Below are 21,269 nucleotides of genomic sequence, written 5' to 3' on the forward strand. Positions count from 1 at the left end.
TATACCATGTCAAGGAGGAATTTATTTGAGAAACGGACTATATAGGAAAGCTTTTCGAGTGGGCATTAGAGTACTGTTGTCTTTGGCTTTGTTATATTCGCCTTTGGAAATGCAAGCGCTTACTGAAGTTTATGCAGACGGAATAACCGATGACTATGTTACGCTCTACGAGGAAAACTTCGATGACCCTGACAATTTTGGATCTACCGGTGGTATTGCCATTCCGGGGCCTTGGCTGCAGGAAGGCGAAGGAAACAGTATGGCGAAAACTTCGGTTTCGTCCACGGCCCCGTCCGTACCGAATCTGGTGAAAATCGATGGCAAGGATGCATTGGCGCTGCCAGTGAATTCGACGGGGTACCGCAATCTTCAATTGAGTTATTATACACGGGCATCCTCCTACATCGGAGGAAGCGTCATCGTAGAATGGTCAAGTGACGGAGGGATAAATTGGACAACGCTGGAGGAATTTAAGCTGCCCCCAGGAACGCTGGAACAAAAGAACAGTGAGCCGAACCAACTCAAAGTCCAAAACTTGGGCAGCGGAGCTGACAACAACCCGAACGTCAAAATCCGGGTTCGTGTGGGGGAGCTTATGAGCGCGAATATGTACATCGATAGTGTCGCCCTCAAAGCTCAAACGATTCCCGGAATACCACCCGCAGAGACACCGGTGCCAATCCCTACACCGGCTGAACCTAAGCCGTTTGTGGTTCCTGAAGGCGTTAAGCTGTATGAAGATGTGCGGATTGGGAATGCTGGAACGCGGCCGATTTATACTTCGATTGCCGTACCCAAGATCCTGCCTCAAGCACCCGTGCCAGTGATGGTATACATTCATGGCGGAGGTTGGAATCACGGAGACCGGAAGCAAGCCCTTGCCAGTATCTGCAACTATGTAACCAAGCGAGGATATATCGGAGTATCGCTGGATTACCGCTTAACCCCGGAAGCGCCATTCCCGGCGCAAATTCAGGATGTGAAGCTTGCTATTCGTTACTTGCGCGCGCATGCGGCAGAATACCATCTGGACCCGAGTCGGATCGGTGTATGGGGTTCGTCGTCAGGGGGGCATCTGGCCTCACTGCTCGGTACGACTGGGAACAATAAGTCAGGCGAGACAATCACATTGGATACAGGACATACCGTAAATGTTCCGGATTTGGCTGGGAATGGCGGTTGGCAGCAATATTCTGATCAAGTGCAAGCCGTTGTCGATCTCTACGGTCCAGCGGATTTTACAACAAACTTCGCTAATAGCTATAAATCTGTGAAAGCGCTTTTAGGCGGGAACGACGCGTTCTCTGTGCCAGACCAGGCAAGGTTGGCCATGCCTGGCACTTATGCGTCACCGGACGATCCGCCTTTTTTCATCCGCCATGGGGATGTGGATGCAACGATCCCATACACGGACAGCATTACGTTCTCCAATCAATTGAAGGATGCAGGCGTGAAAGTGGTCGATGTAAAAATTGTACCTAAACAAGGTCACGGTTTTATAGGCGAAGCGGCTGAGCAAGCAAGCGCCGAGGCTTGGGCTTTTATGGATCAATATGTAAAGAATCGAATGGCAACAACACCTGATGATGAGGTTGTATATCGCGATCTAGCCAGTCTGGCACCGAGCGACGATGCAGTCATCGACAGCAGCATGCCCACTGTAAACTTCAATAGCGCGACGGGCAGTAGCAATGGATTGTTCAGTATTTCTTCTGGCGCCGAGAACAAGAAATATGTGTATTTTAAATTTGATGTCTCTTTATATAGCAATCCTGCAAACAGGTACATTTTTAATGTTGCTGCCAAAAAGGGTTCATCCAATGCGGACCTCGAACTTTCGTTATTCGGCCTAAAGGATACAAATTGGACTGAATCGGAGCTGACTTGGAGCAATGCGCCTGTCACGGATCTGACCATTGCTTCGTTAAGTGGGAAATTTACCGTAACGGCAGACAAATCAGGAGCTCCACAGGTTTACAGCATCGATGTGTCCGAGTTTGTCAGAGAAAGATTGTCCGCATCGGGCGGTAATATCGCTTTTCTGCTTGGTGATGCGGCAAGCACTGGAATTTCCCTCAATGTCTATTCGAAAGAAGCTAATGGCAACAGCAACCCCCGTCCACAGCTTGTTGTTCAAGAAGCGGTTACACCTTCAAGCGACCATGAGAAACCTTCCTGGCCGGATGGAAGTTCTCTGAAAGCTGTCAATATAGGTACAGAGTTCATTCAACTTTCATGGCCGGCCGCCAGCGATAATCAAGGTATCGGCTCCTATCGCGTATACCGGGATAACACCCTGTTATCCAATGTTACCGGTGCAACGTACACAGCCGTTGGGCTTAGCCCTAGCACGGCGTACAGCTTTAAGGTTGAAGCGGTGGATCAGTCGGGCAATACATCCGTACCGCTTTCTTTTACGCGGTCAACGCTTACAGAACCCATCATTCCTTACGCGATTGCAAACGTGACAGCCAGCGACAGCGATGGCAATATCGCAACGAATACCATCGATAATAACTTGTTCACCCGTTGGTCCGCCGCAGGTAACAGCCCGTGGGTCCAATACGATTTAGGCGAACGGAAGCAGATCAGTTATTTAGGTATTGCCGTTTATAAAGGTGACACGCGTACGGCTCAATTGAGTATCGAAACTTCAAATGACGGTTTGGCTTGGACTACCATATGGACTGGTGCAAGCATGTACAGAACCATAGAGATGCAACCTTTTGATCTTCCTGACACAGAAGCCAGATATGTGCGGATCGTGGGTCTTGGAAATTCTGATGGCAGCGCGTTTACAAGTTTATCGGAGGTAAACATCTATGCGCCGTTCGCAAATGGCGATACACCTGTAGCCAGCATCCCGAACTACACACCTAATCCCCCCCGGGAACCGATCCCATTCACAGCTCCCGGATTAACCGAACCTGAGGGTACGGTGCATCCGGTTCATTCCTCACCTACTACCACTGGGCGCATCTTGAACGTGCTGGACTATAATGCTGATCTCGCCGATAACGACACAGATGACGGTATTGCTATTCAAGCTGCCATAAACAGTGCTGAGCCCGGCGATGAGGTCTATTTGCCGTCTGGGGTTTATAATTTGAACTCAACATTGGATACTCTTGTCAATTTGAAGCTCAAGTCAGGAGTAAACCTTCGCGGTGAGGATCAATCAACAACCATCCTCAAGACATCTCTCAATAAGGTAAAAAACAGCGCCCTGATGAAAGTATCCGGACAGCATGATCTGTCCATAACTAATCTCACATTGACTTCTACATGGAACGGTGTCTACACGACGGATCACAAAGTGAACAACCCGGACGCCGGTGGTCCCGACAGCATGATTACCATCGCAAATTTTGGTGAGGTTCCGTCATACAACGTCACGGTTGATGGAGTTACTGTAGAGAAGTATTCACGTATGGGTGTGCGTATCGACAACAGCCGTGATATCGTCGTACGCCGCAGCACGTTCCGAAATGCGACAGATGTAGGTCCGGGCGGTGCTGGCTATGGTGTGTCGATTCAGGGCATGGCCAAGCAGGATCGCAACGGGTATGAGAACGACACGGTTTGGAATGTTGTGGAGGACTCCCATTTCGAAGGCCCTTATTTGCGGCATGGGGCGCTGATCCAATTTGTTGCCCATAACAATGTCCTGCGAAACAATCAGTTTATGAATACAAAGCTGGATGCCATCGATCTGCACGGAGAACTCGAATATTTGAACGAGATATACGGCAATGTGATTAGCGATATTCCCTACGGCGCGGCGATCGGACTGGGAAACACTGGGGGTACAGCACCCAGCAATCACAGTAAGTCAGGACCGCGTAACTATATCCATGACAATACGATTCGTAATACAAGAGAAGGAATCAATGTAACTATGGGCACCCCGGATACAGTCATTGAGCGAAATGTGATTGAGAATACAACGCATATAGAGAACGCCAAGGGCATTCAGATTTTGAACGGGCCAGGTACTATCATTAAGGAGAATATCATTCGCAACAACACCGCGTCGAATTATTGGGCTGTATCCCTTGAGCATGATCCCGGCGACAGCAAAGCAAATGATATCGGAGCGGGCGACCCGCAGGACGTTCAATTGATCGCAAATTCGCTGATTGGCAATACGAACGGTATTCGACTTCTTGCTGGAAAAGGGATCATCCTGCAGGGTAATCTTATTGACAGTATAAGTTGCAATTATTTCAAAAATGATCATGTAGTAGTAGAGGGTTGGCCGTTACCGATTATACCCTAAAGAAAACACAAGCTCACTCATAGAAACTCCATATTGCAAGCGCTTTATTGTAGGTAGAATGAGGTTAGATTCATTCACTATTTAAGGAAATGGAGGAAAGCCGATGCCACATATTGAGATTAGGATGTACGAAGGCCGAACGAGTGAGCAGAAGGAGGAGATAGTCACCGTATTCACGCGGGAGTTATCCCGAATTATTGAACGGGAGGAACGATTTATTACCGTCGAATTTCAAGAAATTCCCCTGGATGAGAATGCTCCGGCGAACCTGCTGAAAACAGGAACTATAGGAAACGGTTATGAAAGCTAAGTTAACTGGGGTTGACCTTATTAACTACAAAGCCGACACGAAAAGGTCCTTGCTTTTAAACATGTGGAAATTCAGAGCACTCTATGTGATTGCGATTCCCGGGATCTTGTATTTTATTATTTTCAAGTACTTGCCGTTGGCTGGTTCAGTTATTGCGTTTCAGAACTACAATATTTTTAAAGGCTTTACAGGCAGTGAATGGGTGGGACTCGAGCACTTTAGGACGATGTTCCAATACCAGGATTTCGGAAGAATCTTGAGCAATACAATTCTGCTAGGCTTGTATGATCTTATATTCGCCTTTCCGGCTCCAATATTGCTTGCGCTTCTGCTGAATGAAATTCGGCTTGTGTTTTACAAACGGTTTTTGCAAACGGTGGTTTATATGCCCCATTTCCTATCTTGGGTAATTGTCAGCGGTATCGCCTTGGGTATCCTCTCCCCAGGAACAGGGATTGTGAATCAGGCTTTACAAGCTTTCGGCTTTGAACCGATTTATTTTCTTGGTGAAAATTCATACATTCGCACGATTTTGATCAGTTCCGGTATCTGGAGGGATTCCGGGTACGGTACGATCATTTATCTGGCCGCGTTGGCAGGAATAAACCCAGATCTTTATGAGGCTGCTGAAGTAGACGGAGCCGGGCGCTGGAAACAAACCTTAGCCATTACACTGCCGTCTCTGATACCGACGATTATGATTTTGTTCCTTCTCCATATCGGGAGATTTCTTGATCTTGGCTTCGAGCGGGTATGGGTATTCCTGAACGCGCTTAATACCGGGAACGGGGAGATTCTGGACACTTATATCTATAAGGCGGGGCTGCTGTCTCAGCAATACAGCTATACAACAGCAGTGGGGCTATTCAAGTCGGTAGTTGGACTCATTCTGGTGCTCATCGGCAACATTTTGAGCAAAAAAACAACCGGTGAATCGCTGTATTAATCGCTCTTTATGGAGGTAGGGATGATGAGAGTACGCTATACTCGCGGCCAGAATCTATTTAATGTGTTCAATCTTTTGTTTCTGACCGCTCTCGCTTTGGCTATGTTTCTGCCGTTTCTGAATGTGATTGCCCAGTCCTTTAGCAGCTCTGAAGCAATTATTAATGGCAGGGTAGGCTTGCTGCCAAAGGAATTTACCGCGATCAATTATCAGTACGTTTTCAGCGATCATTCCATTTGGCGGGCGTTCGGTGTCTCCGTCTATATTACGGTACTGGGCACCGCCATTAATCTGATTGCGACAGCTTCTCTCGCTTATCCGGTGTCGCGGCCGGAATTCGTAGGACGTAAATACATCGTCATGATGGTATTGTTCACTATGGTATTCAGTGCCCCTCTTATTCCAAACTTTATCCTGATCAAAAATTTGGGGCTTATGAACTCCTTATGGGCACTTATGATTCCGGGGGCCATCAGCGCATTTAACTTTTTCGTGATGAGAAGCTTCTTTATGCAGCTGCCTCAGGAGCTGATAGATTCCTCCAGAATCGATGGGTGTGGCGAGCTGCGGATCATAGTCAATATGGTACTGCCGTTGTCCAAACCGGTAATGGCCTCATTGGGGATTTTTTACGCCGTCGGGCACTGGAATACGTACATGAGCGCTCTGTATTATATCAACAAGCCGTCATTATGGCCTCTGCAAGTGATGTTGAAGAAGCTCTTCGAGACGGACGATATCAGCATTGATCCGGCTTCCTCAGTTTATAGCTCTTTGGCCCACACCTCACCTGAGGGCATCAAAATGGCTGTTATCATTGTCGCTACTATTCCGATTATCATGATTTATCCGTTTCTTCAACGCCATTTCGTTAAAGGAATGATGGTCGGATCCGTCAAATCCTGATCTATCATAGTGTGGTAGAATAGGAACGCGTTAAGCGAGACGAATCGGAAGGTGGTATCCATGGATGAGATGTGTATTAATCGTAGACGACGAGCCCATGATTCGAAAGGGACTTTCTATCATGATCCAGCAATGCGGCGAGCATCCGTATAACATTAAGCTGGCCCAGAATGGCGAGGAGGCCATCCAGCTCATTATGGAGGAGCAGCCGGATTTTCTTTTTACAGATATCCGTATGCCCAAGGTAGACGGACTGGAGCTGTGCCGGCGGCTGTCGGAGATGGAGACGGATATTCAGACTGTTGTCATCTCGGGTTATGGGGATTTTGAATACGCCCGCCAATGCGTGTCCTATGGAGTGAAAGAATATCTCCTGAAACCCGTGAGCAAAGGGAACCTTCAAAATGTGATCGCCAAACTGGAAGCGCATAGAGAGAAGTTAGAGAGTTTTGTCTCTGTCGCTAAGCTCGATGAATGGGTCGTGCGTATGGATGATGCCATCTGGACCTTGGATAAAGAAAGGCTGTACCTTGTACTGAAGGAATGGGAAACTGACTTCCTCCAGCGTAAGATGAGCCGAATTCAGCAAAAAGAGCTTCTGGAAGAGGGCTATGCTTTACTCGTGAAGAAGCTGCTTGTCAATTCAGTTACAGCCGGTAAAAGCGTGTTAGACTTGTCCGCAGCAGCTGGACCTGAGCAGTTATTTCACTGCTTCGCAGAAGCGTCAGCAGCTATATTGGAAGAGCTTCGTAGAAAGCGCAAGGGTAAAGCGAAGGATCCGATAGAGGAAGCTAAAGCATTTATTGAAAAGCATCTCGCCCAGGAAGTATCGCTGGAAGAAGTGGCGGAAGTGCTTGGGCTAAATGCCTCTTATTTCAGCCAGATGTTTAAGCACTCAACAGGAGAGACCTTTGTACATTACCGCATAAAACGCAGGATGGAGAAGGCCAAAAGATTACTTGCCGATGCAAGCTATCGGATCACCGATATTTCCTATGAAGTCGGGTATGCAGACCATCCTCATTTTACGAAGACGTTCAAAAAGTTCACCGGGCTGGCTCCTTCTGAGTACCGCAACCAGCTGGGGATCGATTGATGAGAAAGAGTCTGTCGAACAAGCTGTTTGCCTCCTTTCTGACCGTCATTCTTCTATCCTTGTCCATGGTTGGATTTATCTCTTATTTTCAGGCTTCGGCTGAGCTGGATAAGTCTTCTGAGAAGTCCATTGCTCAAGTCATCAGAAGTGCGTCTTATCAAACGGATCTGTATTTGCAAAATTATGAAAAGGCTAGCGATTCCATCCTGTCCTACAATCAAGTCAAGGAGTTCTTGGATATGGACCCGGAGGATAGCTTCTCCTACTATCAATATACGAATGACATTCAGAAGTATTTGTTTCGTTCTTTGTTTATTCTGTATCCCCAGATTAATCTGATGTACGTCATCGGTGAACACGGCAAGGCCATTAGCGATGATAACTCCTATCAGGCACATAGCCTGCAGTTTCATCCTCAGGAACGCTACAGTTTCTTAAGCGAACATACGCCGGAGAGCGGCCGCATCACCATTCTCAACACGAATGTGATGAATGAAGGGGATAAGAACATTATTACGATGGTCCGCCGAATCAGAGGGGTCTCTTCCTATCGTCCCAAAGGTATAGTCGCCATTGAATTCAAGGCAGAGGATCTGGCCCGTATATGGGAACCTCTTGATCTGGGACAGGGCGGGTCCTATTTTATCATGGACGAATTCGGCAAGCTCCTTTACCGGGCGGAAGGGAATAATAACCACCCTGGGTTATCTGCTGAGCACATTCAGAACGTATTTCAACACCCAAATGACTCTGTGGTGGAAAAAGTAGACGGGAAAGAGTATTTGTTCGTGTCGAGAAAATCCGAATATTCCAAATGGCAGCTTGTAGTATCCATACCCGTTGGTGAGCTGCGCAAGCCTATTTCTACCATTCGTACGACCACGCTGGTGGTGGGAGTTCTCACGCTTGTCGGCACACTGCTCCTTGCAGCCTGGTTCGGACGATCCATCACGAAGCCCATCCTGATTCTTAAGGAGGGCATGAGGGAGACGGAAAAAGGCAAGTGGCGCAGGCTTGAGATGAACGGCCGTCAGGATGAACTGGGGGGATTGATGCGCAGCTACAATCTCATGGTGACCCGGCTGTCCGAAATGATTGAGCGGGTATACGAAGCGGAGCTTACCACCCAGAAGGAGGCTCTGGAGCGTCATCAAGCTGAATTCCAGGCACTCCAGCTGCAGATTAATCCGCACTATCTATATAACACATTAGAGACTATCAAATGTTATGCGGTCGTTCAGGATTCGGATGAAATCACAGAAATAGTGGAGGCCATGGCATTCATGCTTCGCTACTCCATCCAAACTAATCTGGAGGAAATTACGATTGCCAATGAGCTTAATCATGTACTGAGCTACATGACGATTCTCAAGCACCGGATCGGCAGGGAGTTCGAAATTGACGTAGTGATTCCGCCGACGCTGCTACTGGCTAAGATGGTCAGGCTTACACTTCAGCCCTTGATCGAAAATATTTTTCAGCATGCGTTTCCCGAGGGAATTGAAGACAAGCACTATATTAGAATCGACGCCAGAAAAGAGGGAGATCGTTTTCTAGTTCTTGTAGAGGATAACGGCGCAGGGATGTCCCGCGAACGGCTTGATAAGCTTCGTGAGAAGCTGAATCTGAATCAGCTGGCGGATACGGAAGGAGACTCCCTCTATCATAGAGGTGGAATCGGGCTCATGAACGTGCATCGGAGAATTCAAATGGTGTTCGGTGAACAATACGGATTAAGTGTCGAAAGCGTGGAGAATGAGGGAACCCGGTTGATCTTATCCATGCCTGCGGAGTGAGGAAAAAGATGTTTTCAAAAAAAATTACTATTAGGAGGAAATAGGCAATGAAAATTGATTTGACTGGTAAAATTGCGCTTGTTACAGGGTCCAATGCAGGGATAGGCCGACAAATCTTGGAGACTTTGGCTGCTTCCGGCGCCAAAGTGGCGGTAAACTATTTGTTCGGTTCTGCGGAGGAGACGGTGGACGCGATCCGTCAGGCCGGAGGAGAAGCTTATGCTTTTCAGGCAGACGCAACAAGTCCTGGTCAACTGGACAATATGGTGAAGGAAATAGAGGAGCATTTCGGCGGAACCATCGATATTCTCGTCAACAATGCAGGCGGCATGATCAATCGGGTTCCCAATACTGAAATGAACGAAGAGCATTACAACAAGGTGATGGACGTCAATTTTAAATCATGCGTGTTTGCCTGCAAAGCCGTATCCGCAGGGATGATTGCCAAGAAAAGCGGTAAAATCATCAATGTATCTTCCCTTGCGGCCCATGACGGCGGAGGACCGGGCGCTTCCATTTATGCAGCGGGCAAAGCTGCGGTATGGTCTTATACCAAGGGACTTGCCAAGGAGCTGAGTCCTCACGGGATTAATGTAAACGCTATCTCTCCTGGATTTATCGGTCAGACCGCTTTCCATGCTACCTTTACTGCGGATGCGGCAAGACAGGCAACGATTGCGAAGATTCCGCTGGGCCGGGAAGGTGCTCCACAGGATGTGAGCAATGTGGCACTCTTCCTCGCTTCAGAGCTGTCGGATTATCTGACAGGCGAAATTATTGAAATTAACGGAGGCTTGTTCATGCGATGATGAACCTTAAGGAGAAAGCAGATACTTTTTCCTGGGTTGGTCTTGAGGTGGATAAATTGAAAATGGAGCTGGATCCCTTCCGGAGAGAAGAGATTCTGCTCCCGACAGAACCTGGTGGCTGGTGGCACCAATATGTATGTCCCCAGCATCATACTGAGCTAATCTTCGATGTTATGGAGCAAGATGCGGTTGTCTTTTCTTGCCCGAAGGGCTGCAAGCTGGAAGGTGAACCCTACCGGGGAGCGTGGCTGGTATACCGGCATCAGGCAATGGCGCGATACGCCCTGCAAGCTGCCGTGGTATTCGCCGCAGACGGAGAAGAATTCTACAGCAGCTTAGCCCGGAAGATTCTTGTCGGTTATGCGGAGCAGTTTCCTTTGTATCCGGTTCATCCCGATGCTCAACCCTGGATGCTTAGTGGCCGTGCCTTTCATCAGGCGCTGACAGAGGCTATCTGGTCCACTACGCTTATTCGGGCCTATCTGCTGCTTGTGGATCATGGAGTAACGTTCACTGGGGAGGAAGAGGTAAAGCTGCAAGTGTTCTTCACGATGCTGGAGGAGAGTATGGAGCAATACCTCCACATCCTCATTTACGAGAAGAAGAATGCAGAGAACAATTATACCGCATGGCTGAATGCTAGCCTGGCTTGTGTATATGCCGCCAAGGGTACCAGAGAAAAGCTTGCTTCTTTGCTGGAGGGAGAAGGCGGATTCTATCATCATCTGTCCATTGGCGTGAAGCCAGATGGTTTTGAATTTGAAGGCAGCACGTACTACCATATTTTTGTATTGCGGGCTTATCTCATAGCAGCCGAGATGTACGGGCGCTTCGGGATTGACCTCTATGCTGCCAAAGGAGAACAGGGACAATCCATCCGTGGCATGTTTCAGTTGCTGGCAGAGCTTAGCGGCGATAACGGGGAGCTTCCAGCCGTGCATGATGGTCCTTATGCGCGCGTTCCTTTCGCCCGAGAAATTGCTGAAGTATTTGAAATAGGTATTGCGGTTTACAAAGACCCGAGTCTCCAGCCAATACTGGCGAATGCTTATAGATATCTATACGGGCAGGATTTAAGGACTGGTCTGGAGGCAGTGCTGTATGGAGCAGGTGAGAGTAAGGAGCTTCAGACCAGTTACAGGGTGAGAGACTCTGTCCTACTGCCGGATTCCGGATTCGCCGTGCTCCGCCACCCGGGCAATCCGCTGTCCGTGCTGGCGGATTTCGGAGAGCATGGCGGATCACATGGACATTTCGACAAGCTTCATATCACGATTATGCACCGATGGGGCGAGGTTGCTCCCGAGCTGGGTATGGTTCCTTATGGATCTGTTTTGCGCAAGGAATGGTATTCCGAAACTGCGAGCCATAACACGGTCACCATCGGAGGTCGTTCCCAAGCTCCACATACCGGAAGCTGCTGTCAATTTCGCCAGGAAGGCAACGCTACGTACTTATGGATTCGTTCAGACAGCGCATATGAAGGAGCTGTTCTAGAGCGGCATCTTGTATTGGCCGACGGTTGGCTGCTGGATTGGTTTCATGTTGAGCAAGTAACGGAGCGGAGTCAGGAAGTAGACTTATGGTTTCATCCGACGGGACATTTGCTGTTACTGTTCGACCCTCACCGTGTCCAGACGGACTCTCCGACAGTCCTTGGTCTGGAAGCTGGTTATGGCTCAGTAGAAGTACTGTCCGCAATGAAAAATGAGACGGACTGCCCGTTAAATACGGAGTGGAATATCCGTTATGATGGAGTGAGCACCGGCCGGGAGTATGAAGTATCCACGAGTACTCTACTGGCGCCTGGCTCCACTATGTATGAAATCCGCACACCGGGTAATGCCGAAGACCCGAGTAGATTGCTACGAGGTATTATGCTTCGGCACAAAGGCCCGTCGGTTGATTTTATTACGGTTTATCGGGACGGTCACGAACCTGCTGTACTGAAGCTAGTGAGTCAGGTGGGCGAACCGCCCCGAATCCAAATAGCAACAACTGGGCAAGCAGTGGTGTATTGCCTTGACCCTAAAGCGGGACTGATTCAGGAAAAGTCCCGGAATACGGAGGAGTAGAGATGTTAGAACCTTTATTTCAACCTACCAGCGGCGTACTCGACCTGTCGTATGGGCCAGATGAACATATAGATGTTGGAGAGAATCCTCCGCGGTTTACTTGGATGCCTGCTTGTCTGGAAGAGAGCATGTATGAGCTGCAGATCTCCTCAAAAACTGAATTTGAGTCTGAAGATACGTTGACCTACAGTAGAATTCCCTATAATTTGTTTACCCCGGATAAGCCGTTGGCGCCCGGCTCGTATTATTGGCGATACAGTCTTATCGGGGAGAATGATATCCGTTCCGAGTGGAGTAAAGTAAGAGCTTTTGTGGTGGAGGATGAATTGCCGCTAACGCCACTGCCTTCCCGTACAGAACGATATTCAGCTGCATCCGCCAACCATCCGCGGCTTTGGCTTCAAGCGGAACAGCTACCGTCTTACCGGGAAGTTGTCCGCCAAGACCCGATTTCAACTGGCTGGGAAGACTTCCTGAAGCATTCCGTTCTACCCTGGACAAAGCGCGAGCTTATTCCCGAGCCTGCACCGTATCCAGATAATAAGCGTGTCGCCACACTTTGGCGGCAGATGTATATGGACTGCCAGGAAGTCTTCTATGCTATCCGGCATCTTGCTATAGCTGGAGTTGTGTTAGAGGACGAGGCGCTTATCGCCAAAGCTAAAGAGTGGCTGCTTCATGCTGCAAGCTGGAACACAGATGGTACCACCAGCCGGGATTACAATGATGAATGCTCCTTTCGCATAGCCGGAGCGTTGGCATGGGGCTATGATTGGCTTCACGGCTCTCTGACGGAAGAAGAACGCCTTAAGGTAAGGCAGGCGCTACTGCGAAGAACCGGGCAGATCGCATTCCATGTCATCGAACGCTCCCGCATCCATCAAGTTCCTTATGACAGCCATGCGATCCGCTCTTTATCCTCTGTTCTCGTACCCTGTTGTATTTCCATGTTGGGTGAGGAGGAGAAGGCGCAGGAATGGCTTGATTATACGCTGGAGTACTTCTCCGCCATGTATACCCCATGGGGTGGCAAAGATGGCGGGTGGGCAGAAGGTCCGATGTATTGGACCACTCAGATGGCATTCGTTACGGAGGCGCTCAATCTAATTCGCAAATACATGGCAATCAATTTCTATGACCGTCCTTTCTTTCGCAAAACAGGTGACTTTCCGCTCTATTGCTTCAGTCCGGATACCATGAGGGCCAGCTTCGGCGATCAATCGTCACTGGGAGATCCGGTCAATCTCAAAACGGGCTTCAATATCCGCCAATTCGCCGGTTTAACCGGGAATGGCCAGTACCAATGGTATTTTGAGCAAACTAAGGAACTGAACCCTGACACCCAGATGATCTTCTATAACTACGGCTGGTGGGATTTCCGGTTCGATGAGATGGTTTATCGCACAGATTATCCGCAGATTTCTTCAGAGCCACCGGTGGCTGCAGAACCTTTGAAGTGGTTTCAGGATGTGGGATGGGTGGCCATGCATCATCGGATGGAGGATCCGCAGGAACATATCATGCTGTTGACCAAGAGCAGCCGTTACGGCTCTGTGAGCCATAGCCATGGGGATCAAAACGCCTTCCTGCTGCATGCCTTCGGCGAGCCCTTGGCTATTGAAAGCGGCTATTACGTTGCATTCAACAGTACGATGCATATGCAGTGGCGCAGGCAGACCCGCTCCAAGAACGCAATTCTTATTGACGGCAAAGGCCAATATGCTGGCACGGACAAGTCGAAGAACATGGCAGCCTACGGCAAGGTGTTGAAGGCGTATAGTACGCCCGGAATCAACTACACGCAAATGGATGCCACCGAAGCCTACCGCGAGAATGTGCCCTATATCAAGCGGTATGTGCGGGAAATATTTTTCTTTGATAGCGCTTACTTCGTTATCACAGACAGTGTCGAGCTGGAACGTCCGGGAAAATTGGATTGGCTGTTTCATACGCTGTATCCCATGAAGCTGAAGGATCAATCTTTTAAAGTACATGGTAAAAAAGCTCAGTTGGAGGGCAGATTTGTCTATAGTTCCTCGGGAGAAATGACACTTAGCCAAAGCAATCAATTTACAGATGTAGATCCGAAAGAATGGGAAGGGCTGCCCGAGCATTGGCATTTGACTGCCTCTACTCAAGAGGCCGTAAGCCATCGGATCGTCACTCTTCTGATTCCCCAAAAAGCAGGAAGCCGGGATTACGTATCGTACTTTATGGACGATCAGGACCATGGGGTTCATGTCTACTTTACGAATCAGGGAATTACCCACCGTGTTGAGATCCCAAAAGCTTATTAGTCTTAAGATATCTTCATTTTACGTATACACCCCATTGTACAAGGAGAGGGTTATATTATGAAAAAATGGATTGGCATCTGTCTGGCTATCGTAATGGGTGCTACCGTTATTGCAGGTTGCTCGAACAAGGACAAAGAAGAGACTGCCGGAGGCGCGTCAAATACGCCGCAGAAAACTGAATTCTCGATCTCGATGCGGACGCTGGCTTTTAACTACGTTGAGAAATCACCCGACTTGAATAAGGACAAATGGGTGAAAAAGCTGGAGGAGATGACAAACACAGACTTGGATATTGTGTTGGTTCCTCATAAAGAGTTCGAGCAGAAAATGGTGCAGATGTTCGCTACTAATGATATACCGGATGTCGTTCAAGGTTCGGGCGGCGTAAATGGCAAGGAGATGGCTGGTTCTGTTGAAGCTGGTGTGTTCATGCCCTTGGATGATCTGCTGCAGCAAAACGGCCAGAACCTTTTGAAAGTAATCCCAAAGGAAGCTTGGGAGAACGTCACCTATCAGGGAAAAATTTATGCAATACCGGAGTTTCTGTCCAATCCCTCCCGCCGGGCGACTTGGATTCGCAAGGACCTGCTGGATCAAACCGGCTTGCAGGTTCCAAAAACGGTCGATGAGTACTTGACTGTGTTGCGTGCCTTCAAAAAGCTGGGGATAGAGAACCCGTACATGGGCCGTCAAGACTTCAAATATGCGGATGCTTTCTTTGGCGCTTATGATGTTTTTCCGTATCTGACTATGTTCGAGGAAGTAAACGGCCAGGTTCAGCCGAAGTTTATGGATAGCGAAAATATGATGAAGGCGTTACAAACCTACAACACCATGTATACAGAGGGTTTGATCAACAAGGAATTTGCCACCATTAACCCGACCAACTACAAAAATGCGATTCTCTCAGGCAAAGCGGGCATGTGGACGATGAATGCCAACGAGCTTCTGCAGTGGGAGCAGCAACTGAAGGCTACGACGCCATCCGCCAAGCTGGAGATTATTCCTTCGCCAGTGGGACCTGATGGAAAAGGAGGCTCCTACTTGTACGGCTCCGCCACGCGCACCTACTTTATTAAGGAAGGTACGAAGAATGCTGCGGATATTGTGAAATTTTTTGACTGGATGCTGAGCGAAGAGGCAGAAACCTTCTTTACCTTTGGGATTAAGGACGAAACCTATAAGGAAGAGAACGGCAAAATCGTATACACTTCTCCTGCGGATTCCGCCGCTATAGATGAGGAGCGCTACCGCCAGTCATTCCTCTGGATGGTGCAGGATACTACTTATAATAAGGGTGTCCTTAACATGACAGAAGAAGGTAGAAGCTTGATCAATGTATACGATACTATTCTGGCTAACGAAGGCCGTGACGGAATTCAGTTCGACCCGCGGCTAGATGCCTTGGTGAAGAATCCAGACATTGCACCTAACTCGGACACGGCTCCTCCGGTACTGCTGACGCACATGGTAAAGATGGTATATGGCAAGGAACCTATCAGCGACTGGCCGAAGGTTGTGGAAGAGTGGCTTTCTAAGGGCGGCAACGATGTCATCAAGGAAGCTACGGAAAAATATAATAACAAAGCTGGCGTCACCATGCCTCGCAGATAAACTTATCCTTCAGGGGAGTTGGAATTCAATTAAGGGCTGCCGAGAGGTAGCCTTTTTAGTTAGGGCCAGTTTACTTTAATGTAATATCCAAAGTATGGATTATATGGTAAGTTAAATGGAGACATTCTAATTCTAATGAACTATATAAAAAGAAATGGAGTGATTTCATGAAGATGCGGAATTCAAAACTTTTATATTATCTTGTCTGGATCATAGTGGGGGCGCTCTTATTACATTATGGAAACTCGCTAATTAGTCATTACACTGAAGAGGCACAAAAGAACTATCAATTAGAAAATACTGTATGGATCACGGCTATTGTCCCGTTTGTCTATGGAATCTATCTGGCATTATTAGAAGGATTACCTAAAGCTTTTGTTGTTAATTGGCTTCTGTTGTTTATTGTGTTTCTTCCAAGTTTTCTTCTGCTTATGTATCCAACTTTAGTAATGTATTTTAACATTTCGAATATGGAGATCTACAAATTCGCAACCATACATGATGGAATAGTATTTGGTCTGGTTAGTGGAATGGCACTAGTTAAATCTCTAACGACAAACCGTTAACGAGATTACAGCATTACTGTTACAGAATTATTGGAGCAGTATAAAATAGTTATATGTAAAATCACCCTTTCAATTATTTGGGTTTTATTGCAAGATATTTATGCATCATGTATTTTATTGAATAATAAGGGGGAGTGCGAATAATGTTATCATCCACAGAGCTTAGCAAGCTGAACGAAGTGAATTACAGGGAGGACCGTTTAGAGGTAGTTAATCATTTTTATGAGGATCTCTGTGATAAAAAAGTAGTCGATGGTTATATTTATTCTCTTAGTCGTTACGGGAAAATCTTTGCTAGTGCTGCCGGAGGTCGTTTCAGTTACGAAGAAGAAAGCACCCAGGAAATGAAAACGGATACAATTTTTCGTGTTGCTTCAATTACGAAGCTATTTACGGCGACAGCGATTTGGCAGCTTGCGGATGATGGTAAGATTTTTATGGGGCAGCCTGTGAGTTCTATTCTTCCAGAGTTTGATGCCGACCCTTTTAAGCCGATTACCATTGCACATTTACTGACTCATACCTCTGGCATCGCTCCCGATCCTGGCACTATAAGTGATACTTACTATAAAAGTGCATGGTGGTATATTTTTGAATCAGAGCTTGGAAAAGAAAACTGGATTAAAGCCGGTCTATCTAAAGGGATTCATTTTCCGGTAGGGACTCAATGGATGTATTCATCGTTTGGATACGCGATCTTGGGTGCAATTATCGAGAAAATAACGGGTGTTTTTGCAGAAAAATACATAATGGACCACATTGTAAAACCGTTAGGCATGAAAGATACCTTCTTTGATATACCAGCAGAAAAAGCTGGTAGGATCGCCATTCGTTCGGAAAGGGCTAAGGAATATCTTCAGAAGCTGCAAAACGGGGAAATTACGGACGCGGGACATAGGTCTGAGGAAGAAATCAACGTTCCCGAAACTGGTGGTGGTTTATATTCCACAGTTGCTGATCTGCAAAAGTTCGGAATTATGCTGCTTAATCAAGGGGAATACGAAGGGGGTCATATCTTAAGCCGTATGGCGGTACAAAGAATGACCAAGCGGTTTAATTCTGAGAAAATCCCAAACTATGCATGGGGAGATGCAGGAGCGGATCGACCATACGGACTTGGACCAGACCTTCGCTATAATGTGAGTACTTCTTACTCTGAAGGCACTTTTTTTCACGAAGGGGCTGGGGCCTGTGCCTTATTCGTTGACCCGGTTGAAAAGCTGATTGCCGTTTGGTATCTTCCTTTTCACAAAGGGGTATGGGACGGTAGAGCGGTATTTGGCACCCACAATGTGATCTGGTCCGGACTCGAATAAGAAAAAGACTTTTTTTATGTGATATCTATAGATAGGCAGGATGTGACTTATGTTTGAGATGATAAAGCACCGCTTTCGCATTATGAGGGCGGTTGCTTTTGTTACTTATAAGGAATGGAGTGCGTACAGGACGCATTCGATGGTTTCTATTTTTGTAGGCCCAGTGTACTTTTTAGTGCAGTATTATATATGGAGTGCTGTTTATAGCGGGGAATCTTACATCAACGGGATGTCTCTCTCCCAAATGCTTTCCTATTTTTGTGCTACGATGTTGATCAACTATTTGACGATGGATTTTGCCGATTGGAATTTACAAATGCTTATTCGTACCGGGAAATTCATTACGTTTTCGTTAAGACCGCTAAATCATATGTTCTTTGCTTTGTCTCAGAAGGCAGGGCATAGGGTACTTGGGCTTTTATTTGAATTTTTACCCTGCTTTATGATCTTTTTCTTTATTTTTCATATTAATGTCTTACCTGCAAATTTACTATACGCGATTCTTTCGATAGCTATGGCGTTTATGATGAATTTTTTCATTCATTATAGTATTGGAATGGTCGCTTTTTGGATGGTGCAATCCTCTAGTATTCGTAATTTTTTTAATCTTTGCGAAGGGATATTTTCAGGATCGCTGATTCCATTAGTATTTTTCCCAAAATCCTTACAAATGGCGTCCTTTTTCTTACCCTTTCAATACACGGCCTTTCTTCCTGCAATGGTCTATACAGGTAGCTATACTTTAGCGGATATAACCTTACCTATTCCTCAAGTGTTATTGCTGCAGCTCATAGCGGTAATTATTGCCGGAGTTGTCTGCCGGGTGCTGTATGCGGTGTCGCTTAAGCATTTTACGGGGGTGGGCGCATGAAACGTATGTATCAAATATATAAAACCTGCATGAAGGCGAATATTGCTTCTGCTATCACTTATCGTGTTAATTTTATTCTTAATAGTCTTATCATGCTCATAGGGAATGTGCTGTTTCCTCTAGTAACGGTATTCATTTATAATTCGAATGCTTCATTTGCAGGTTGGACCTTTAAAGAGGCGCTGTTGATTCAATCCGTTTTTATTCTGTCTACGGCTTGTGCCGGGATTTTTTTTAACGGAATTATGTGGAATACGATGTCTCATGTTGTAGAAGGGACTTTGGAAGTGGTATTAATTAAACCGACCTCGAGCCTTTTTCTGCTGTTGGCCAGATCTTTTGAGTTCGAAAGTATCGGGCTTTTAGGCGGAGGAGTAATCATGTTCGTATACGCACTTAGCGGAATCGATGGGATGACCATCGGCTCTTGGTTATTGTTCCTGTTGTTGTTTGGCGCAGGGCTGCTTGTTATGTTCGGCGTGGCGCTTATTGTGGCAGCGATTTCCTTCAAATGGGTAGCGAATTCCCGCTTGCCGGAGATGTTTGAGAGCATTAAGTCTTTTGGACGTTATCCAGGGACGATTTTTCCTAAAGCAGTCGTAGCCGTGAGTTCTTTTCTGTTTCCGGTTTCCATGATTGCTTACTTTCCAGCATCTACACTGATTGGCCGATGGGAACCCTATTTTTTTATAGCGATTATCCCTTGTGTGTTATTTGCTGCCTTCGGAATTTGGCTCTATACATACATGCTTCGCAGTTACAAAAGCGCCGGAGGATAAAAGATTAGTTTAGCTCTAAGAAGGAGAATTTCACTTGGACATTATTACCGTCAAGAACTTAACCAAGCAATATGAAACCTATCACCGTGGACAAGATGCAAAAAGCGTATTTAAAAGTCTGTTTCACCGTGAAAAATCGATCATTACCTCTGTAGAAGATCTTTCGTTCAGTGTTGGAAAAGGAGAAATCATTGGCATTCTGGGTCCAAACGGTGCGGGGAAATCTACGACTATTAAAATGCTGACAGGCGTTCTCTATCCTACCTCGGGCGAAATAAATGTTCTAGGGTACAACCCTCATAAGCAGAAAAATCAATATGTAAAACAAATCGGGGTATTGTTCGGACAGAAATCGCAGTTAATATGGGACATACCCCCTTTGGATAGCTTTTATATGAACAAGGAAATCTATGATATTCCTACGAACGACTTTCGTACAAGACTAGACCGATTTGTAAACATGTTTGAGATTGGCGATATTATCACTAAACCCACACGAACCCTTTCCCTGGGAGAACGAATGAAATGCGAGTTTATTATGGCGATGCTTCATTCACCACCTGTGGTTTTTTTGGATGAGCCGACGATCGGGCTGGATGTGATAGCTAAACAAAGAATCAGAGAATTCATTAAGCAAATGAATCAGGAAGGCACCACATTTATTCTGACAACACATGACTTGGAAGATGTAGAGCGTTTGGTTCAAAGAGTACTTATAATTCATCAAGGGAAAAAAGTATATGACGACAAGTTCTCTGAACTTCGACTGCATCTGGGCGCCAAAAAAGTAGTTAGGCTTTCAGCCGCCACAACTATTGGAGATATTGATCTGCCTGGGACTCTGATATCGGAAAGAATATCGGATTACGAAGTGGAGCTGCTGATCGATACCGAGCAATGTAAAATGGGCGAGTTTCTGCATATTCTTAGCGAAAAGGTAGAGATCCTTGATATATCTATTAAGGAGATTCCCATTGAAAAAATCATCAGCTCCATTTATGAGATGGATACGGGAGAGCATATTCAAGCTTGAGAACGGATCATCTGCAGATTTAGATCGACCATGGACCATAACTTTTCAGTGATCTCTTTTGCAGAGCAAGGATTACTATGAGTAAACCACCATTCAATCACTCCGACAGTCGCCGAACTCAAAAATTGCACAGATATATCTTTACTCAGCTCATCCAGGTTAAAATTGTTTTCTAAAAATTGTACCTTAATCTGCTCATTTATCATTTCTTGTAATTGGTTTCTAAAGGAGAGTAAAGCTTTGTTTCTTAATAAAGTCTTATAAAAGAGAGCATTCTCCTCCAATTGTTCCAGCGTGCGGAGCAATGACGCCTTCGAGGGATTAGGTTCGGTTTCATCCTCCACTGCGGAGCAGCTTTCGATTAGTTGCCGGAGCTGAGCCTCCAGACATTTATCCATCAGATCGTATTTATCCGCATAATGGGAATAAATCGTTCCGCGGTTTACATCAGCGCGCTCTGCGATTTCGTTGATCGTTATTTTTTCAAAATCTTTTTCAGCCATCAGTTGAATTAATGCATTCATGATGGCTGTTTGGTTTTTTTTAATTCTTCTGTCCATGGTAAGACTCCCTTTT

16 protein-coding genes are annotated in these 21,269 nt (G+C 46.5%); 15 read left to right on the forward strand and 1 reads right to left on the reverse strand.

The window, feature by feature from the left end; all coding sequences use genetic code 11:
• The first annotated feature begins 25 nt into the window (after nt 1-25).
• The 15 genes from MHB37_RS10360 (at nt 26) to MHB37_RS10430 (ending at nt 20,693) form a co-directional block, all read left to right on the forward strand.
• Complete coding sequence (locus MHB37_RS10360; protein WP_405169205.1) at nt 26-4,279, forward strand: alpha/beta hydrolase fold domain-containing protein; 4,254 nt, start codon at nt 26-28, stop codon at nt 4,277-4,279.
• A gap of 103 nt (nt 4,280-4,382) precedes the next feature.
• Nucleotides 4,383-4,589: a 4-oxalocrotonate tautomerase family protein gene (locus MHB37_RS10365; RefSeq protein ID WP_405169206.1), complete on the forward strand. Its 207-nt coding sequence runs from the start codon at nt 4,383-4,385 to the stop codon at nt 4,587-4,589.
• Complete coding sequence (locus tag MHB37_RS10370) at nt 4,579-5,535, forward strand: sugar ABC transporter permease (protein WP_076130130.1); 957 nt, start codon at nt 4,579-4,581, stop codon at nt 5,533-5,535. The genes MHB37_RS10365 and MHB37_RS10370 overlap by 11 nt, the downstream gene beginning before the upstream one ends.
• A 21-nt stretch (nt 5,536-5,556) precedes the next feature.
• Nucleotides 5,557-6,441 (forward strand): carbohydrate ABC transporter permease, encoded by an 885-nt coding sequence (locus MHB37_RS10375; protein WP_139329962.1) that lies wholly within the window; start codon nt 5,557-5,559, stop codon nt 6,439-6,441.
• 64 nt (nt 6,442-6,505) lie between these two features.
• Nucleotides 6,506-7,537, forward strand: a complete 1,032-nt coding sequence (locus MHB37_RS10380) for a response regulator (protein ID WP_405169207.1) — start codon at nt 6,506-6,508, stop codon at nt 7,535-7,537.
• Entirely contained in the window at nt 7,537-9,333 is a 1,797-nt protein-coding gene (locus MHB37_RS10385; protein WP_076280254.1) for a sensor histidine kinase, read from the forward strand. The genes MHB37_RS10380 and MHB37_RS10385 overlap by 1 nt, the downstream gene beginning before the upstream one ends.
• A gap of 47 nt (nt 9,334-9,380) precedes the next feature.
• Nucleotides 9,381-10,142, forward strand: a complete 762-nt coding sequence (locus MHB37_RS10390; RefSeq protein WP_076280949.1) for an SDR family NAD(P)-dependent oxidoreductase — start codon at nt 9,381-9,383, stop codon at nt 10,140-10,142.
• Entirely contained in the window at nt 10,139-12,217 is a 2,079-nt protein-coding gene (locus tag MHB37_RS10395) for a heparinase II/III family protein (protein WP_405169208.1), read from the forward strand. Before MHB37_RS10390 ends, MHB37_RS10395 begins: the two co-directional genes overlap by 4 nt.
• 2 nt (nt 12,218-12,219) lie before the next feature.
• On the forward strand, nt 12,220-14,514 hold the full coding sequence (locus MHB37_RS10400) for a DUF4962 domain-containing protein (RefSeq protein ID WP_405169209.1): 2,295 nt from the start codon (nt 12,220-12,222) through the stop codon (nt 14,512-14,514).
• A 57-nt stretch (nt 14,515-14,571) separates the two neighbouring features.
• A complete protein-coding gene (locus tag MHB37_RS10405) occupies nt 14,572-16,128 on the forward strand; it encodes an extracellular solute-binding protein (RefSeq protein ID WP_076130137.1) in 1,557 nt (518 codons plus the stop codon).
• Between the two features lie 167 nt (nt 16,129-16,295).
• A complete protein-coding gene (locus MHB37_RS10410) occupies nt 16,296-16,694 on the forward strand; it encodes a hypothetical protein (protein WP_339173019.1) in 399 nt (132 codons plus the stop codon).
• A gap of 143 nt (nt 16,695-16,837) precedes the next feature.
• The gene (locus tag MHB37_RS10415) at nt 16,838-18,010 is read left to right on the forward strand and encodes a serine hydrolase (RefSeq protein ID WP_076280250.1); all 1,173 of its coding nucleotides are present in this window, start codon (nt 16,838-16,840) and stop codon (nt 18,008-18,010) included.
• A gap of 49 nt (nt 18,011-18,059) precedes the next feature.
• Complete coding sequence (locus MHB37_RS10420; RefSeq protein WP_405169210.1) at nt 18,060-18,881, forward strand: ABC transporter permease; 822 nt, start codon at nt 18,060-18,062, stop codon at nt 18,879-18,881.
• The gene (locus MHB37_RS10425; RefSeq protein ID WP_036689373.1) at nt 18,878-19,660 is read left to right on the forward strand and encodes an ABC transporter permease; all 783 of its coding nucleotides are present in this window, start codon (nt 18,878-18,880) and stop codon (nt 19,658-19,660) included. The genes MHB37_RS10420 and MHB37_RS10425 overlap by 4 nt, the downstream gene beginning before the upstream one ends.
• 34 nt (nt 19,661-19,694) lie before the next feature.
• Entirely contained in the window at nt 19,695-20,693 is a 999-nt protein-coding gene (locus MHB37_RS10430; RefSeq protein WP_248549246.1) for an ATP-binding cassette domain-containing protein, read from the forward strand.
• On the opposite strand, the gene MHB37_RS10435 is transcribed toward MHB37_RS10430, so the two are convergent.
• Nucleotides 20,684-21,253: a TetR/AcrR family transcriptional regulator gene (locus MHB37_RS10435; protein WP_076309873.1), complete on the reverse strand. Its 570-nt coding sequence runs from the start codon at nt 21,251-21,253 to the stop codon at nt 20,684-20,686. The genes MHB37_RS10430 and MHB37_RS10435 overlap by 10 nt on opposite strands.
• Nucleotides 21,254-21,269 lie beyond the last annotated feature (16 nt).

Origin of the sequence: Paenibacillus sp. FSL H3-0286, from assembly GCF_045040705.1 — a bacterium.
In the GTDB taxonomy this organism is placed as follows: domain Bacteria; phylum Bacillota; class Bacilli; order Paenibacillales; family Paenibacillaceae; genus Paenibacillus_AQ; species Paenibacillus_AQ odorifer.

Bases quoted from the DNA above. Each gene is read 5' to 3' on its own strand.
- MHB37_RS10365 (WP_405169206.1), top strand. From the start codon at position 4,383: ATGCCACATATTGAGATTAGGATGTACGAAGGCCGAACGAGTGAGCAG.
- MHB37_RS10370 (WP_076130130.1), top strand. From the start codon at position 4,579: ATGAAAGCTAAGTTAACTGGGGTTGACCTTATTAACTACAAAGCCGAC.
- MHB37_RS10375 (WP_139329962.1), top strand. From the start codon at position 5,557: ATGATGAGAGTACGCTATACTCGCGGCCAGAATCTATTTAATGTGTTC.
- MHB37_RS10380 (WP_405169207.1), top strand. From the start codon at position 6,506: ATGAGATGTGTATTAATCGTAGACGACGAGCCCATGATTCGAAAGGGA.
- MHB37_RS10385 (WP_076280254.1), top strand. From the start codon at position 7,537: ATGAGAAAGAGTCTGTCGAACAAGCTGTTTGCCTCCTTTCTGACCGTC.
- MHB37_RS10390 (WP_076280949.1), top strand. From the start codon at position 9,381: ATGAAAATTGATTTGACTGGTAAAATTGCGCTTGTTACAGGGTCCAAT.
- MHB37_RS10395 (WP_405169208.1), top strand. From the start codon at position 10,139: ATGATGAACCTTAAGGAGAAAGCAGATACTTTTTCCTGGGTTGGTCTT.
- MHB37_RS10400 (WP_405169209.1), top strand. From the start codon at position 12,220: ATGTTAGAACCTTTATTTCAACCTACCAGCGGCGTACTCGACCTGTCG.
- MHB37_RS10405 (WP_076130137.1), top strand. From the start codon at position 14,572: ATGAAAAAATGGATTGGCATCTGTCTGGCTATCGTAATGGGTGCTACC.
- MHB37_RS10410 (WP_339173019.1), top strand. From the start codon at position 16,296: ATGAAGATGCGGAATTCAAAACTTTTATATTATCTTGTCTGGATCATA.
- MHB37_RS10415 (WP_076280250.1), top strand. From the start codon at position 16,838: ATGTTATCATCCACAGAGCTTAGCAAGCTGAACGAAGTGAATTACAGG.
- MHB37_RS10420 (WP_405169210.1), top strand. From the start codon at position 18,060: ATGTTTGAGATGATAAAGCACCGCTTTCGCATTATGAGGGCGGTTGCT.
- MHB37_RS10425 (WP_036689373.1), top strand. From the start codon at position 18,878: ATGAAACGTATGTATCAAATATATAAAACCTGCATGAAGGCGAATATT.
- MHB37_RS10435 (WP_076309873.1), bottom strand. From the start codon at position 21,253: ATGGACAGAAGAATTAAAAAAAACCAAACAGCCATCATGAATGCATTA.